The sequence below is a fragment of the Chryseobacterium sp. TQ-BC-N36 genome, assembly GCF_058382295.1.
Window position 1 is genome coordinate 3392490 of the sequence record NZ_CM178175.1, and the last position, 18871, is coordinate 3411360.

The 18871-nt window shown below is 38.8% G+C and carries 9 protein-coding genes and 1 riboswitch; all 9 genes read right to left on the reverse strand.

All coding sequences use genetic code 11. From position 1 onward, the window contains the following. Positions 1–36: 36 nt before the first annotated feature. Positions 37–2157, reverse strand: a complete 2121-nt coding sequence (gene scpA / locus AC3FI7_RS15145) for a methylmalonyl-CoA mutase (protein ID WP_491460424.1) — start codon at positions 2155–2157, stop codon at positions 37–39. Between the two features lie 138 nt (positions 2158–2295). Continuing rightward, on the reverse strand, positions 2296–5310 hold the full coding sequence (locus AC3FI7_RS15150; protein WP_491460425.1) for a reprolysin-like metallopeptidase: 3015 nt from the start codon (positions 5308–5310) through the stop codon (positions 2296–2298). 136 nt (positions 5311–5446) lie between these two features. Further along, positions 5447–7549, reverse strand: a complete 2103-nt coding sequence (locus tag AC3FI7_RS15155) for a prolyl oligopeptidase family serine peptidase (RefSeq protein WP_491460426.1) — start codon at positions 7547–7549, stop codon at positions 5447–5449. Positions 7550–7643: 94 nt separating this feature from the next. After that, on the reverse strand, positions 7644–8321 hold the full coding sequence (locus tag AC3FI7_RS15160) for a hypothetical protein (protein WP_343661034.1): 678 nt from the start codon (positions 8319–8321) through the stop codon (positions 7644–7646). A 76-nt stretch (positions 8322–8397) separates the two neighbouring features. Continuing rightward, entirely contained in the window at positions 8398–9483 is a 1086-nt protein-coding gene (prfA, locus tag AC3FI7_RS15165; RefSeq protein WP_002983952.1) for a peptide chain release factor 1, read from the reverse strand. 147 nt (positions 9484–9630) lie between these two features. Next, positions 9631–10941, reverse strand: coding sequence for an APC family permease (locus AC3FI7_RS15170; protein WP_491460427.1), 1311 nt, complete (start codon positions 10939–10941; stop codon positions 9631–9633). Between the two features lie 7 nt (positions 10942–10948). Then, a complete protein-coding gene (locus AC3FI7_RS15175; protein ID WP_491460428.1) occupies positions 10949–13393 on the reverse strand; it encodes a TonB-dependent receptor plug domain-containing protein in 2445 nt (814 codons plus the stop codon). 88 nt (positions 13394–13481) lie between these two features. Next, positions 13482–13587, reverse strand: a riboswitch (SAM riboswitch). A 90-nt stretch (positions 13588–13677) separates the two neighbouring features. After that, positions 13678–16515 carry an alpha-amylase family glycosyl hydrolase gene (locus AC3FI7_RS15180; RefSeq protein ID WP_491460429.1) on the reverse strand — a complete coding sequence of 946 codons (2838 nt, stop codon included), beginning with the start codon at positions 16513–16515 and terminating at the stop codon, positions 13678–13680. Positions 16516–16704: 189 nt separating this feature from the next. Then, on the reverse strand, positions 16705–18783 hold the full coding sequence (locus AC3FI7_RS15185) for a T9SS type A sorting domain-containing protein (RefSeq protein WP_491460430.1): 2079 nt from the start codon (positions 18781–18783) through the stop codon (positions 16705–16707). Positions 18784–18871: the final 88 nt, after the last annotated feature.

Genomic DNA, 18871 nt, shown 5'->3' on the forward strand with positions numbered 1-18871 from the left:
GTTTTAATTTCCGTGCTGAAATTAAAGCTTTTCTATTTATTTCTCTAAAAATCTTTCCAGAATTTCTACGGCACATTTCGGAAGGTTGGTTCCAGGTCCGAAAATAAAGTCTGCACCGTTAGCATACAGGAATTCATAATCCTGCTGTGGAATTACACCTCCTACAACAATGGTAATATCATCTGCTCCCAATTTGGATAATTCTTCCACAACCTGCGGCACCAATGTTTTGTGTCCTGCAGCCAATGAAGATACTCCTAAAATGTGGATATCATTTTCTACAGCCTGTTTAGCTACTTCCTCCGGTGTCTGGAACAACGGAGCTACATCTACGTCAAATCCCATATCTGCAAATGCTGTTGCTACCACTTTAGCTCCCCTGTCGTGCCCATCCTGTCCCATTTTAGCAACCATTAATCTTGGACGGCGTCCTTCCTCTTCTTCAAATTTCTGAGTCAGATGAAGAGCTTTTTCAAAATATTCGTTTTTACCGGCATTCATTGCGTATACCCCAGAGATTGTTTTAATATTAGCTTTGTATCTTCCAAAGGTTTCTTCCATAGCATCACTCATCTCACCAAGAGTAACTCTCCTTCTTGCCGCTTCGATGCATAATGCCAGAAGATTTCCTTTTCCTGTTTTTGCGCTTTCACGGATCTCATTCAGGATCTGCTCAACGGCTTCAGGATCTCTTTCTGTTTTAATCGTATTCAGCCTTTCGATCTGTTTTCTTCGAACTTCTGTGTTGTCAATATCTAAAATTTCTATCTGGTCCTGCTTCAGTGAGGATTTGAATGAATTCACACCGATAATGAACTCTTCTCCGCTATCAATTTTAGCCTGTTTTTTAGCGGCAGCTTCCTCAATTCTCATTTTCGGAATTCCGGCTTCGATAGCTTTGGTCATTCCCCCTTCCTGCTCTACTTCATCAATGTACCTCATCGCTTCTTCAATCATCTGCTGGGTAAGGCTTTCTACAAGATTGCTTCCTCCCATTGGATCTACCACATCACATATCCCGCTTTCCTGCTGAAGAATGATCTGTGTGTTTCTAGCAATTTTCGCTGAATAATCTGTAGGAAGAGCAATGGCTTCATCTAATGCATTGGTGTGGAGAGACTGAGTTCCTCCTAATGCTGAAGACAAAGCTTCAATGGCTGTTCTTGTGATATTATTGAAAGGTTCCTGTTCTGTCAGGGACCATCCGGAAGTTTGAGAATGGGTTCTTAATGCTAGCGATTTCGGATTCTGGGGATTAAACTGTTTTAATAGCGTTGCCCATATGTATCTTGCAGCGCGCATTTTAGCTATTTCCATGAAATGGTTCATCCCGATTGCCCAGAAGAATGATAACCTTGGTGCGAAATCATCAACATTCATTCCTGCTTTGATTCCGGTTCTCACATATTCAAGACCGTCTGCCAGAGTGTAAGCCATTTCGAGCACTGGAGTAGCACCAGCTTCCTGCATATGGTATCCGGAAATAGAGATGGAATTGAATTTTGGAATGTTTTGCGAAGTATATTCAAAAATATCTGCAATGATCTTCATGGAAGGTGCCGGCGGATAAATATAGGTATTCCTTACCATGAATTCTTTCAGAATATCATTTTGAATGGTTCCTGAAAGCTGCTCCTGCTTTACACCCTGCTCTTCTGCAGCTACGATGTAGAAAGACAAAATAGGAAGTACAGCACCATTCATGGTCATAGATACTGAAATCTGGTCTAACGGAATTTCATTGAAAAGAATTTTCATGTCTTCCACTGAATCAATGGCAACCCCCGCTTTTCCTACGTCTCCTACCACTCTTGAGTGATCAGAGTCATACCCTCTGTGCGTTGCTAAATCAAATGCGACTGAAAGTCCTTTCTGACCGGCAGCAAGGTTTCTTCTGTAAAAAGCATTGGATTCTTCAGCAGTAGAAAATCCGGCATATTGGCGGATCGTCCAGGGTTTCTGTACATACATCGTAGAATATGGTCCTCTCAGATAGGGCTCAATTCCCGGAGAAGTCTGCGTTAAGGATTCATCTTTAACATCTTTTTTCTCATAGGATGATTTGAGTTCAAGCCCGTCTTTTTCAAAGTCATAAATCTCTTTTTCATGAGGTGATACACTAAAATCCGGTTTTTTCACAGAAATTATCTTTCGCATTCCAATTATTTTTGTCCCCGTAAAGTTAATTTTTTTGAACGAAACATGAAACTTCTGTTAACATGCTGTTTTTCTATGTTTTAGTAAAAGAGAAAGGCCGGGTAAATGCCCGGCCCTTCTTATTGGTAAATAGTCTGCTTATTTTTTGATAAGCTTCGTATTGTAGGTATTTTTGTCATCTTTTATCGTGATCACATACATACCTTTGATTAATGAAGCAACATTGATTCTTTGTCCGTCAATCTGTCCTTCCTGAGCTAATCTTCCGTCAGCAGTATAGATTTTATAATCTGCTTTTCCTTTAAGATTCTTCACTTCTACGAAAGTATCCGCTGGATTCGGGTAAATTGAAATTTCAGATGATTTTACATCTTTTGTTTCATCCACAGCAAGATTATCTGTTATCTTCACAGAAAAATCTTTGAATGACCCCTGAGAGATAACCCCACCTCCCTGTACAGGAACTGATGGACTTCCACATGGACCGGTAGCAGCATTAAAGAAAGTATTTGCTACTCTCATCCTCAATAATTTATCTCCTGTATATGCAGTAGTAGGAACAGTAAATACAATCGTTCCTGTATATTGACCGCTTGAAGGAGGAATAGTTGTTTTAGAGCCTATTTTCTCTGAAGCTTCAAAAACTCCATTTCTGTTAAAGTCGATCCAAACTTCCATTCTGTCATTATACCCTGCTGTATTACCAACATTGAAATAAGATAGCGTATACTGTGTTCCTTTTGTTAAATTAACTATTTTCGTTGCATCTTCAGTAAAATCCTGATACGTACTGAAAATCGTTTTATATGTTAATTGAGAATAAGCCAGGTTAGCTAAGTTTAACTGGGCTAAGCCACTGTTAAAGCTGAAACTTGCAAAGCTATTTCCACCTGTTGTCATTAAACAATAATCTGAACCAGTTCTCAAACCTTTTGTTTTGAATGTATAAGTAGAAGAGAATGCTCCAGGTACTGTATTCACTACTGCAGCTACCTGAACTTCATAGTTTGTTTCATCTTCAAGAGAATTCAATAATATAAAATTAGTGGTACTTGTAGCATTTGTCCAGTTTGTTTCCCCCAATTTTCTATATTTAACAGCATAAGTAGCCCCTGGGACACTATTCCATCCGATAGTAGCAGATGTTTTTAAGATTTCTGTTGCTATTGAACCCACTCCTGTTGGAGCATCTGTCGTTGAAGTTGGAGCAGCTCCCACTATAATTTTAGGAGATACAGCATAGAATACATTACCAATAGCTGAAATTCTCAATTTAATAGGACCTGTTAATCCAGAAGGCATTTGTGCTGTATAACTTCCTGTATTAGGAGTAGAAGCTACAAGTTCAGTCCATGTTGATCCATTGACAAGATCTGTCGTATATTCGATCTTTACATTAGCTACATTATAAGGTGCAGTATTGGTATTAGCTACATCCCATGAAATTGTATTGGCTGCATTATTATATAATGTTTTGCTATCAATAAGACCATTAAATTTGAAAGGACCGTCATTTGTAACTGTTACAGTAGTTTCAGCGGATACAAGCATTGGCGTAGTAGCATTCTCATCTCTAACTGTTACTGCATATTTAAGTACTCTTGGAATATAAGAAACTGTTTCCCATTTAGTCTTATCAGTTAAAGATCCTCCCATTACTATTGGAAGGCTTGGGAAATACCTCCTTCCACTTGCAGTACCAAAATAAGATCTTGTTAAAGCTCCCTGAGCATTATATCCCCAACCGCTGTCTCCTGAGATTGAATTATAAGAGTCAACACTGTCATATTGTTCCCATGTATATTTAACAGGATCATTATCTGTAGCTGTAGCATCAAGATAATAAGCTGTTCCTTTTGGAATACTGTAGGTAGGAAGAAGTGAAATTACAGGAGCTGTATTCGTAGTTATATTTTCTGAGGTTCCACATCCAGGCTTGCTGTCTAAACTATTAAGAACCTGATTAATAGAGGAGTAATGAAAATAAGCATCAGTATAAGCCTGAACATTATCTCCGGTAATTCCGGCATATCCCATGATAGTAGTTCCTCCTCCCGGTTCTATATTTACTCCGGAACCTTCTGAAACGTGCGAAAAAGTATGGTTGCCTCCCAACTGATGTCCCATTTCATGAGCCACATAATCTATATCAAAAGAGTCTCCAACCGGATTTGTATTCTGTGTGAATGCAGATCCTTTTGCTAATGAAGTTGTAGTGGCGGGATCAACACATGTAGAGCCTATTGAACCAGCATTACCGTTACCTCCTGCAGCATTGAAAACATGCCCCATATCGTAATTAGCATTTCCTACCGTGTTTGTTAAAGTTTGCTGAAGCTGTAAATTTAAGTTTCCTGTGTAAGGATCTGTTGCAGGGTCAAGGAATATGATATTAGGTAAGTCCTGAATGATCAGCTTAATGGCAAAATCTTTTTGAAAAATACCATTCACACGGGTCATCGTAGCATTCATCTGAATAACGGTGTTTGTGATTCCTCCAGCCGGATCAAATTTCTTTGTATATTCTCCTGTGGTAGACAGTGCTAATCTATAAGTTCTGAATTTCGTACTTGCCGGTCTGTTCGTAATTCCTACATTAGAAAGATTTTTTTTTCCGTTGAATTCTAATGATTTTATATCCTTAAAGTTCTTTTCTTCTGTAGTACATTCGAATCCATGATCTCCAGCAGCTCTTTCAGTTTTATAAAAAACCCCATAAACCTGTTTATCTGCGGTAATGGGTTCTATGAACTGAAATTTGCCATCTTTGATAATCATAGACTGCAACTCAGTAGGTGCAGTACTGAACCTTACATACTTACCCGGATCATCAACTCCTACCCCAACATAAGATCCTAGCTGGTACCTGTCCGCCATTGATTTTTCAACAACGGGATCACTGTATACTGCAAACTTTTCAATTTTCCCTTCTGCGGTAGGTAAAGAAACAATAACAGCCTGTGCACCTTTTCCTGTTTCTACAGCATTTTTTAAAACATCTCTTAAAGACTGTAAATCCAGCCTATAAGAATACTGTACCTGTACCTCTTTTCTGATTTCAGATGTTTTTTGTGAGGCTGGCAGCCACCTCTGTGCATTGAAACTGGAAAACCCAGCCGCCAGTGCACAAACCAGTAAAATTCTTTTTTTCATAATTACTTAATTAATTTAGAATTAATAAACTTTAAATATCCGCCATAAAAATAAGAATTATAAACACAATAGAACAAAAAAAACGACTAATTTTAAATAAAAAAAGCCGTTTTTTTGAATATTATATTTTTTATTTTTATTTTTTTATTCCCATCTCATACAATGCAAATGATATAAGATCTGCATTTTCACTGATCACCTGATCTGTTGATCTTCCAGCTCCGTGGCCTGCATTCTTTTCAATTCTCAGCAAAATAGGATTCTTACATGCCTGCTTTTCCTGCAGCTCTGCTCCAAATTTAAATGAGTGAGCCGGCACTACCCTGTCATCATGATCACTGGTGATGATCATTGTTGATGGATAACAAGTTCCTGCTTTTACATTGTGTACCGGAGAATAAGATTTAAGGTATCCGAACATTTCTTTGCTGTCTTCCGCAGTACCATAGTCGTAAGACCATCCTGCTCCGGCAGTAAATTTATTATACCTCAACATATCCAGAACTCCTACTCCCGGAAAGGCTACTCTCGCAAGGTCCGGCCTCATTGTCATTGTTGCTCCTACCAGCAATCCTCCGTTTGACCTTCCTGAAAGTGCCATATATTGTTTTGAAGTATAGCCTTTATTTTGAAGGTACTCTCCGGCTGCGATAAAGTCTTCAAAAACATTTTTCTTCTGCTGTTTTGTTCCTGCATCGTGCCATTTCTTACCATATTCTCCTCCTCCACGGATGTTTGGAACAGCATAAATACCACCATTTTCCATCCAGATAGCGTTGACTACAGAGAATGACGGCTGAAGGCTGATGTTGAAACCTCCATAAGAGTAAAGAATAGTAGGATTTTTACCGTCCAGTTTAGTTCCTTTCTTATAGTTGATCATCATAGGAACTTTTGTACCATCTTTTGAAGTATAGAATACCTGTTCCGAAACATAATCATCCGGGTTAAACTTCACTTTTGGTTTCTGATAAACTTCAGATTTTCCTGAATCTACATTGAATTTATAAGTAGTTCCCGGGGTAATATAATTACTGAAAGAGTAATAAACATCTTTCTCTTTCTCTTTTCCTCCGAATCCTGAGATATTTCCTTTACCGGGTAGTGTAATTTCTCTGACCAGTTTTCCTGTCTTATCAAATTGTTTCACCTGGTCTATCGCATCAATCATATAGGTTGCAAAGAAATACCCTCCACCAGAAGAAATCCCCAATACATTTTCAGTCTGCGGAATCACATCCTTCCATGTGGCAGGAGCTGGATTGCTTATCGTTGTTTTTACAAGACGCATATTAGGAGCATCTTTATCAGTAAAAATAAAGAGATCATCTCCCTGTGTATCAACAATACTGGCATTGATATCAAACCCATTGACAATCTGCACAAAGTCTCCTCCTTTTTTAAGGTCTTTGATATACAATTCATTTCCGTTTGTAGCATTAGCCGCAGAAATGATAAGGTATCTCTGATCTTCAGAAACTCCGGCGCTTAGATACCTTCTTGGTGTTTTATCTCCTCCGAAAATCAATTGATCTTCAGATTGTTTTGTACCCAGTTTATGGAAGTATACTTTATGCTTATCCGTCATTCCGGAAAGTACAGTTCCTTCTTTCGGTTTGTCATAGCTTGAATAATAGAATCCTTCATCCCCCTGCCATGAAATCCCACTGAATTTTACATCCACGATTGTCTCATCGATCTGTTTTTTGGTAATTGCATCAATGATAATGATCTTATTCCAGTCACTTCCTCCTTCAGAAATAGAATACGCTGCAAGATTTCCTTTTTTGTTGAATGACAGATTGGAAAGAGAAGTAGTTCCTTTTTCTGAAAATTTATTAGGATCTAAAAACACTTCCGTTGCATTGGTTTTGTTATGGGTTCTGTATAACACAGACTGAGCCTGCAAACCATCATTTTTATAATAATAGGTATAGTCTCCTTCCTTGAAAGGTGCTGAAATTTTCTCGTAATTCCAGATGTCTTTCAACTGGCTTTTAATTTTATCCCTGAACGGAATTTTAGAAAGATAATTCTGGCTGTAGGCAACTTCTTCATCTACCCATTTTTTTGTAGCTTCAGAATCATTTTCCAGATCTCTGAAAGGATCAGAAACGGCAGTTCCGAAATAGGTATCTGTCTGGCTTCCTTTTAATGCTTTAGGATAATTCATTTTCTGAGAATAAAAAGATGCTGAAAATAACACTCCAGCAGTTAACAATATAGGTTTAAAATTCATACTGATCGGTTTTTCTCAAAAATACGTAAAGTATGTGAAATAAAAAAAGTCCCTTTAAATCGGGACTTTCTATTCTTTATAAGCATGGCTTCAGTTATTCATTTGCTCCGAAACTTTCAAAGTAGAAATCGGTAAGGTTGGAAACAATTTCATCCGGACTGCCATTCCAATAATATATTTTACCGCCTTCCTTCAGCTCATATAGATTAAAATTCTGATCGGTGATTACTGTTTTATCAGCATTTTTAAAATCCTGAGCTGCCTGAATCAAATATTTTTTCAGATCTTCAGCCTTTACTTTCTTCATATCTCCTTTAGGTCCGGATGTCAGCTTTGCCGGTACCTGAAAGCTTACGGTATAGCTTATTTCTGCAATTTTTTCCCCTTCGAGATATTCATTAGGAACAACTTTTACATTTTTAACGGTCAATTTTCCATTCTTAAAATTCCCGAACATGGCAATGAAATAGTCTTCCGCTTCTTTTTTACATGCTGAAGCAGTCGCTTTAGGAAAAGCAGAAAGGAAATTCTCAACACTGCCGTTTATCATTTCCTGTGAAGTTTCTTTAAAATCTACCTGATATGCATTCTGCCCTTCTACAGTAGGTTTTAAATAATCATTCAGCTTATTCAATGCTGTTTCATCATTATTGACGAAAGTTCCGAAGAACAGTTCAAACGCTTCTTTAGGTTTCTTAACCTCAGTCTGAGCACTGAGAAGCTGTCCCATCACAGTAAGAAGCAACACTAAAATAATTCTGTAGTTTTTCATAGTTTATATTGTATTTAGTATTTGAAAAAACACAGCCCCTGAAAAATCAGAGGCTGTGTTTTATTTATTTCGATTGTTAGTAATTTTCTTCTTCCCCCTTCATCTTTTCTGCATTTTCTGCCATGATTACGGCATCAATCATTTCAGAAATATCTCCATTCATATAAGCATCAAGGTTATACATGGACTTATTGATTCTGTGGTCTGTCACTCTACCTTGCGGATAGTTGTATGTTTTAATTTTTGCTGAACGGTCTCCTGTAGATACCATTGTTTTTCTCTGAGCGGCAATATCTCCCTGAACTTCCTGAAGTTTGATGTCATATAGTTTAGCACGAAGCATTTCCATTGCCAGTTCGCGGTTAGCCAGCTGAGAACGAGCCTGCTGACACACTACTACAAGTCCTGAAGGCTTGTGGGTAAGCTGAACTTTCGTTTCAACCTTGTTTACGTTCTGCCCTCCGGCACCACCTGAACGTGAAGTCTGCATTTCAATATCTGCAGGATTAATCTCTACATCCACTTCTTCAGCTTCCGGTAAAACCGCTACCGTAATTGCAGAAGTATGTACTCTTCCCTGAGATTCCGTTTCAGGGACACGCTGTACACGGTGAACGCCGGATTCGAACTTCATGATCCCATAAACGCCCTCACCTTCTACCTTCATGATCAATTCCTTATACCCTTTTGCCGCTTCATTAGAGTCTGTTACTTCATGTCTCCATCCTTTTGCCTTGAAATACATGGTATACATTCTGTAGATATCTTCCACGAAAATAGCAGCTTCATCACCACCTGTTCCCGCACGTAATTCTACGATAACGTTTTTGTCATCAGCAGGATCTTTAGGGATCAGCAATACTTTCAGCTCTTCTTCCAGTCCCGGGATTTTAGCCTGGGCTTCCAGCTTTTCTTCTTTAGCAAGATCTACCAGATCTCTGTCTGAACCATCTGCGATGATTTCTTCAGATTCTGCTATACTATCTAAAGCACCTTTGTACTGATCGTAAACTCTTACAATTTTCCCCAAATCACTATATTCTTTGTTCAAAGAAGAATATCTTTTTTGGTCTGAAATGACATCAGGCTGTATAATAAGGTCTGCCACCTCATTATATCTTTGTTTTATAGCTTCTAATTTTGGAATTAATGATTTAGACATTGTAGAAATTTTGTGGGTGCAAAGATAAGAATTATTAATTCAAAATTAAAATTCCGAATCAGCATAAATTTTTGAGCATTAGGGGGAAAGGAGATGAAACGGCAAAAAGGCTGAATATCCAATTTGTTAATTCCCCTTTCTGCATCATTAGGATTGAGTCTGAGATCCTTTAGAAAGTCTTCTGTCAATCAGATATAAAATAATTCCTACTGCGATAATTCCCAGTCCGATCAGGCTTTCTTTAGGATTATGAATGAATGTAAAATAAAGAATATACATACTGAACAACAGAAAAACTGCCGGAAAAATGTGGAAAGCATTCGACTTAAAGATTTTTCTGTCTTTTTTCTTCAGAAAGAATACGGTAGAAATAGCCAAGCTTGCAAAAAGCTGTAAAATAAAGGCTGTATAGACAAAAATTTCTTTAAAACTTCCGGTTAGAATAATAATAGCTGCAATGACGGCATGGGCGAAAATAGCTCTTACCGGAATTCTCTTTGCATTGCCCACTGACAATGGTTTCCAAATGGATGTATGTTTTGCAAAAGCCTGTGTTAATCTTGATCCTACCCACAGATAACCACTGATGGTTGCAATAAGCTGCAGAGCAATAAAAATATTGACGATCTTTCCAAAAGCAGGTCCCAGCATGTTGACAGCCGCTTCTCCCATCACATCTTCTTTTCCTGCCAATTGACTTACAGGAGCATGTTTCAGCATAATATAATTCACCAGAATATAGCTTACCGTCACAAAAACAGTTCCTATAATCAAGGATTTTGGAAGGTTTCTCTGAACTTCTTTTATCTCTCCTGCAATATAAGATGCAGAGTTCCAGCCTGTATAGGAATAGGTGACAAATACCAGCGATGTAGCAAATGCCGGAAGCATAATCTCATTCTTCCAGCTGTCACTGAAATTCAGGCTGTTGCCGATTTGTGGTGAATCTGCAAGCCCAACTCCCAGAATAATCAGGATAACAATAAAAGCTATTTTAATGAAAGTGAAAAAGTTATGAAACCGGCTGGATGTTTTCAGGCTGAATGATAATGTAACTGCAACCAGAAAAATGGCAGCAATCGCAAAACTGTTTCCGAAAGAATAATCGAATACAGAAAGATATTTTGACATAGCCAAGGCTGCCAAAGCTACAGGAGAAGAAAATCCTATGATCAGCGAAATCCAGCTTATAAGGTACCCAAACAACGGATGATAAGTTTCTTTAAGATAGATAAAATCACCTCCGTTTCCTTTAAAATGTGAGCCCAATTCAGCATAGCAAAAAGCCCCGAACAGAGCAAGGACTCCTCCAATGATCCATAGCAGGAAAATACTGTAGGTATTGGTAATATCGGATAGCTGAAACCCCAGGGTGGTAAAAATCCCTGTCCCGATCATATTGGAAACAACAATAGCTGTGGCTGTTTTCCAGCCTATCTGATGTGAGGTGGTACTCATTTAATGATTAAAAATTAAAATTAAGTCTTCCGAAGAAATAATTCCCCAGCGTTCCCATCTGAACCGGCGCATATTTAAATACTCCATAATATGAATTTTCATAAATCTGACGATCCGGGAAAACATCGAATACATTATTGGCTCCTATCGTAAAATTGATACTCTTAGTGATATTATAACCAACACTGATATCTGTAACTACCTTTGGTGAGAATTCCTGCACTCCTCCAAATGGATAGCCGTCTCTTATTACTTTACCAAAATAGGTATTTCTCACGAGAAAATTAAACTTCCCGATTCCATAATTTAGCCCTAATGAAGCTTTTGTTTTGGGAGACAGTGTTTCAATGATATTGATCTGATCCGGTCCAAAAAATTCATTCTGAGGGGTTCCCAGGTTTTCCGGAAAATGGAAATCTGTGATTTTCGTTTCTGTATAGTTTCCGGCAAGATTGATATTTAATTTTCCATTGCCAAGAATCCAGTCATAGGTTACTACGACATCTACTCCTTTCGTTTCGGTATCAATAGCATTGGCAAAGAATCTTCCGCTTTCTACCTCATTTCCCTGTCCTACTACTGCTGGATCTGACAATCTTGGATCTGTTATATTTCCAGTAATAACGATTCTGTCTTTTACTTTAATGATATATCCATCTACGGTTATCAACAGTCCTTTTACAGGGTTTAAAGTAAATCCGGCACTTCCGTTTACAGAGGTTTCCTGCTTAAGTTTATCAAATCCAAGAATTTCAGCGGCTTTGCTGTCATTACTAAAAATTCCTTTTGTAACAATCTTCTCGCCGGAAGTAGAAATATCCGCATAAGAGTTATTAAAATACTGCTGTTGAAGGGAAGGAGCCCTAAATCCTGTTCCCACTGCTGCTCTTACTGCATAATTTTTTATAAACTCATATCGTACAGCCAGTTTTCCATTCAGAGTATTTCCGAAATCTGAATAATTTTCAAATCTCGCAGCAGCATCAATATTCAGTTTTTTATCCAGATCATAAGAAACATCTGCATATACAGCTGTAGAATGCCTGTCTTTTTTCAATGCATTGTTTGGAGAAAACCCAATAAAGGATTGAGATCCACCTGCACCCAACACCGTTGCTCCTTCAGTGGCAATGTTTCCATTGATGTCATATTGGGAATAAGAAGCTTCATCACCGGCTTTGATCTGGTATTGTTCAAACCTGAATTCTCCTCCGAATGCGATGTTGAAACGGCTTATATTTTTGGAAACATCGAGGTTAACCGTATTTTGAAGAAAGCTGTGCGCGCCGGCGTAAAAACGTGTGGGTGATTTTGCCCCAAGTGAAGCATTATTGGTATTGTTTACATTATAATTGAAAGTATTACTTCCAAAGGTATTGCTAAGATCAAAAAGCCAGTCATTGGCATTATATTTTGCTCCCACAGCATAAGAAACATCATAGATCTGAGATGCCAGTGTGGGCTGAAAACCATTCGGGTAAATGGATGAAACGACATTAGATGTTTCGCTCGGAAGCCTTCTGAAACCAAAACCTCTTCCTTCTTTGATGCTGAAACCTCCGAAAGAATACAGTTTGAAGTTATCGTTGAAAGGATATTCCGAATTGAAAAATAACTGCCCCTGTCTGATCTGGGCATCCCCGATCTGAAAATTAAAATCGTCGCGGGTCAATCCTCTTTTTTGAATTTCTGCATCATCCGCAGCTCTGGCCGCATCGGGATCATCTGCAAATGCATAAGCAAAATTATTCTCAAAAATATCCAGGTCATGATTTTGTGTTCTTGTTGTCTTTCCTCTGTGGCTTAACTGCAGTGAAAGGTTAATATAACCGTCTTTCTTTCCTAATGAAGTTCCGTAGTTGGCTCCTGCCTGATAAGTATCACCATCGTTTCTTCCGCTTAATCCGTAAGTAAGGCTTGCCGAAGCTCCGACATTTTTCTTAAGAATAATATTGATCACCCCTGCAATGGCATCAGATCCATATTGTGCAGCAGCTCCATCTCTTAGAACTTCTATTCTGTCAATTGCAATCACGGGAATAGTACTTAGGTCTGTTCCTACAGATCCATTCCCTACTGTATTCTGGTAGTTTACCAAAGAAGTAGAATGTCTTCTTTTTCCGTTAAGCAAAACCAAGACCTGATCAGGTCCCATGCCTCTCAGGGTTACGGGATCAATATGCTCTGTACCATCTGAAGCAGACTGCCTCACGGCATTAAACGATGGAATCACATAATTCAGAAGATCCTGAGCTGTCATCTGTGGAGCGCTTCTCTGGATTTTGTCAATATTAATCACATCTACCGGAACTGGTGTCTCCAGCTTTGTTCTTTTGACATTACGGTTTCCAACGATGACAATATCCTCAATCTGTTTTCCTTTCTCCTCGCTCTCCTGAGCAGCCACCAAAATTACTCCAAGCAGCAATACGGCTGTACTTAATTTTTTCATTTTTTTGCCAATTAATCATTTACTCCAACGGATTCTTCCGCAGACACACAAGACTTCAAGAAATGGAATTCATATAGAGTATTGATCTCACTTATCTCCCCCTTTGGGTTGGAATTAGCACCTTTACACTTCTGGAACCGTGCAGGTTGCTAAGGTTTCACGGGGCCAAATCCCTCCACCTTTCTTGATAAATCTACCGCAAAAGTAGACTATTTTTTTGAACTTACAAAAAAAGACAAATCTGCTGATCCGCAAATTTGCCTTTTTACTGTATTGTATTTATTTTATAGAATAATCATCTTTTGAATTACCATTCCTGTGTCTGATTTCAGCTGTACCAGATAGGTTCCTGCCGGATAATTGATTTTCACTTCGCGGATGCCATTTTCCTTTTCCAGTTTGAATGAACTCAACCTTTTACCAGTCATATCAAAAATGGAAATCTCTCCGTTTTTTGCTTGGTTGTAAATTAATTTAGCTGCCCCGTTCCGAATCGGATTATCTGCAATCAGAAGAGATAGCTTGTTAGCGGCATTGGTACCCGCTGTTGATAAAGCACCTGCATAATTACCGAAGATTCTGAACTCTCCCGGCTGCAGAGTGATTGGTGTTATTATAGAAACCACATTCAAAATACTGTCATCCATCAGATTCTGCCATTGACCCGTGTAAGGAAAATAAGGAATAACATTTTGTACAGAAGTAGCATAATTGGCCAATACCACTATATTTTTTATCCCTGTGGTAATAGCTGTATCATATAAATAAATCCTGGTGATCAGTCCGTTTGGATCATTTGCAAGATTATTGGATTCTATGCTGTAAGTTTTGGTTTTGAAAATCTGATGAGCATTTCTGATCGCGATAATTTTAGCCCATGTATCATACACAGCCTTTCTGTTCACATTGGTATCATATCCTAAAGTGAATGCAACAGGTTTTTCATCCGTTCTGCAACTACTGTTGATGGAGCCGTCCGCACATCTGTTGATGCTGAATTCATAACCTAATTCTCCAAACTGCCAGATCATTTTAGGCCCCGGAATGGTAAAGAAGGTTGCACCGAAAGTTTTCATTCTGTCAAGAGCTGTATTCAGGTTTTTAACATCATAACTTCCATTTACTGCACCGTAGGCAAGATTTTTAAACATCAGTCTTTCCTCATCATGGCTTTCTCCATAGCCTACAGCACTCATATTCGTAAAGCCGTGAAGGCTGTGATTCATACGATCGTAGTTGCTGTTCTCCTTATATCCCATCGTATTCTGATTATAAGGGTCTGTCTGTTTATTCCAAAGCATAACACCTTTTCCTTCTGCTATTCTGTAGTTAGCCCATTGTTGTTCTTCTGCATCTGTTCCCAGATGTTCAAAGATCATGTAAGAATTTGGATCAATAGCCCATTGTCTGTCTGCATAGTGTTTCATAATATCCACTCTGTCCTGCTGATAAGCATTCGTACAGGCTTCATCATTTGCAGAGCAGCTTTGAGTGAATCCTTTGGTTAAATCCCAGCGGAATCCGTCTATGTGATATTCAGTAAGCCATTGCTGAAGACATCTTTCAACGTAATATTGCGTTGAAGGACTGGTATGGTTAAAATCATTGAATACATTGTATGAATGCTTTGGAACCTGATTAAAGTAAGGATTATCCGGGGCTACATCGCCATAGCCATCACCATCCGGATCTATGTTCCAGAGCCTTACTAAAGGTGAACGTCCTGTAGCGTGGTTGAATGCCACATCGAGAATCACCGCAATCCCGTTCTGATGGCAGAGGTCTACAAATTCTTTGAATTTTTCAGGAGTTCCATAAGCTTTGTCCAATGCATAATGGAAAGAAGTATTATATCCCCATGAAAGGTTTCCGTCAAATTCCATGATGGGAAGCAGTTCTATCGCATTGATTTTTAAATTCTTTAAATAAGAAATTTTATTGATTAATGACTGCCAGTTCTTTTCCTGAGTAAAGTCTCTCAATAATAATTCATAGACAACCAGATTTTCTTTGGCGGGTCTTTGAAAATTGGCAACCTGCCAGTTATAAGCAGTCTGCCCTGTTTTAAATGTTGAAACTTCAAAACCCTGTCCGGCAGGAAATGCAGGCAAGTTCGGGTAGGTAGCAGCAGAAATCCACTGATCATCATAAGAAGATAAAATTTGTGGTGAATAAGGGTCTGCTACTTTTCTCAGATCATTTGTCCTGTATTGGAAGGTGTAGAGCTGCTGAGGAGTCAAACCAATCAGTTCAATCCAGTACAGATCAGGATTAGCTGTATCTCTTTTCATTAAATACGTATCATTCACCATCCAGTTATTGAAGCTTCCGATGACATGGACAAAGTTTTTACCAGGAGCATATAAGGCCAGTCCTACTTTGGTCTGATCTGTCGGATGATAGTTGATTCCCTGTCTGATCCAGTTGGGTATTGCTTCAGAAACTACGTTTCTCGGGACTTGTAAAATAAATGTTGCAGCCTTAGAATTGGATCCCTGTGTGGCAACCAGCTCCATATTGGTATCCTGAGTAACGGTATAACTGTAGGAATAAGATTGTGAAGGCGTTGTTGCAGCATTGATAACAGTTCCGTTGGCTTTCAACTGAAATGTTGCGTTGACGTTGGTTGTCGCGGTGATATTGATAGAATTCCCTACCGGAACAGAGGTCAGGCTATTTGCCAGAGGATTGGTAAGGCTTAAGCTTAAAGTACCCACATTGACAAAAATATCAGGAGAAGTCTGATGTGATCCTGTTTTATCTTTTAATAAAAACCCAAACCTGCCGATTCCTGTTCTCCCAAAGAAAGCAGTTGGAGTAAAAGTAAGTGAATAGCTGTCTGTTGCAGCATTATAATTCAGCTTATTCAAATCGTTGGAACTGTTCCAGCTTCCATTGGTAGGACAATCCTGACTGTTCTGATAATTGGTATCAAACGACCAGCTCCAGATATAAATGGCGTTATTGGAAGCTCCCCAGGCAGATTCGTCAATCTGATCTCCCGGAACGGTAAGCGTAATAGCATCAGATTCATTGAACGGATTGGGAGAAATCGTATAATTAATCTGCCCAAACACACCCATTGTAATCAGCAGAAAAACAACGGAATAAAATTTTCTCATGTCTTATTTTTTATCGAATATAGGATTAATTTTTGTTCATATTGACTATTTTTATTCAGTTCCCGGTAATATTGCCGTTTTCAGAAGAAAATAAATAAAAAAGACTCATGAAATTTTCATGAGCCTTCCAATAAAAGTAATTGTAATGAACTATTTTTTATAGGGCGAATATCTTACCATTCAATTGGATTAATCTTTTATAATCTTTTTAGAAACGATCTGTCCGTTCTTTAATTTTAATTCTACGATGTATAATCCTGAAGCAAATTCAGTCATGTTGATCTGATTGTCCGAAAATTGCACATTCATTCTTTGTCCTACCGCATTGATAATATTTACTTTGTCAATCCCTGAATCAGATTTAACCATAAGAATTCCTTTTGTAGGGTTAGGATAGATTCTCACCACATCATTTTTAAGTTTAATTTCTGATGTGCTCAAAGAAGATGTAGGTTTGATGCATCTTACTGATGATCCCTGTCCTCTCATGGCACCAGCCGACGGATTCGCAATTGTTGATCCGATATACAGATATTTTCCTCCTAAGCTTGACGTATCAGAGCTCCAGAAATATCCTCTTTGTCCTACAAAAGTAAAGTCACCATTACCTGAGCTTCTATATCCACCTGCCGGTAATTTAAGATTACTGTTATAAGCAGTTGCCGGATTGGAGATACCTTCAGCCCCTACTAAAGCTGACCAGTCTGCCTGAGAGGGCATTTTCCAATCTGCACCTATTGCTTTACAAGGATCTGCTCCGACCGATGCATTAACATCAGCAACAGAGACACCAGTCCATGTATCTCCGCTTGCAAAACCAGCCCACCAAGCCGGAGAGCCCGCAATATACCCCCCTCCTGTAGCGCCTGTCCCTTCAGGAGTATTCGGTGATGGAGCCTGTACTACCTGAGAGTTTCTCAGCTGGTGGCCATCATCCCATCTTCCCCACTGGAAGAGATCTCCATATGAATTGGCATCAGCTGCTGATGAAGCAACCTGTGTACTTCCCAGGTTCTGCTGAAGCCATATTTTTCCATCTGCTCCTCTTACGGTAGTATAAGCAACCTGCTGGCCGCGATACATAAAACTTACACAGCCTATATCACCTGTATTGGTTCCGGGGTCTGTATTGCTGCATGTTTGTGGATTTAGGTTCAGAGAAATTCTTTTAACTTTTGTTGTATCATCGGAATACGCCAGAACCAGGTAATTTTGTGACTTATCTATGGCCAGATCGTTGTATTTTGCTTCACCATCTGAAACAAAGTCTCCCCCAAAAGGAATCCAGTTTTGTGAATCGTCTAACTTATAAACGGTATTTCTCAGGAAATTATCATTTTCGAAACGGCTGGCTACCACATATGGTGTTCCAGATCCGGTTACCGCCAGAGCAATGTGCTGAACTTTCCCATCTGAAAAGTTAGCATTTCCAACCTGGATCCAGGAGTTCCCGTCAAATTTTTTAACATTCAGTTTTTTTCCTTCTCCTGAATTTGAAACATAAGCTACATAAATAGTATTGGTTCCGTCCAAAGCGATATCAGCATTGTACTGCTCACCTGATGAAGCAGCATCTACAGCTCCTCCTCCTACCAGACTCCAATCTTGTAATGGGCCTGCATCTGTACTGTTCTGATAAACCTTTAAACCTCCGGAAACATTACATGTATAGATCATGTTATTGGTTCCGATAACCATTTCAGCAAATTCAGCACCTCCTGAAAATCCTGAATTTCCAACCTGCTCCCAGGCACCTCCAAAATATCGTTTTACTGTTCCGGAACCATAAGATCCATAAGTAAATATAATATTATCTGAAGATACTGCAGAAGCCTGGTAGTTCACAGCACTATCTGTAGCGTTAGGAAGCTGAGACCATAAAGATCCTGTAAACAGACGTACTTCCATTCCGGACCCAGGATAACTCAGCTGATTGGTATAATAAATACTGTTTCCGTTCGGGCTTACAGATAATGAATTGTAAGTGGCTATTCCAGTAGTTACTCCGGCAGTTCCACCCAAATAAGACCAGGAACTTCCGTTAAATTTCTGAACAGAACCCTTGGCTACAGAAACATCATAATAAGACAGATAGTAATTCCCCGAGTTATCAATAACAAGATTATTATAACCACTTCCCCCAGCAGATACATTCTGAACACCTCCTACATTCTCCCATTGCTGAGCACACAGAGAGCCTCCTGCGATGGTGAGCAGCGCTAATCCCTTACTGATTTTTTGTATTGCAAAATGTAAATCTCTAAACATACAAAATATTATTTTTAATTATTCTAAATTTAATTTAATTTTGCGCAAAAGTACCTCAGATTATTAATCCCAGGTTATCATTTTCGAA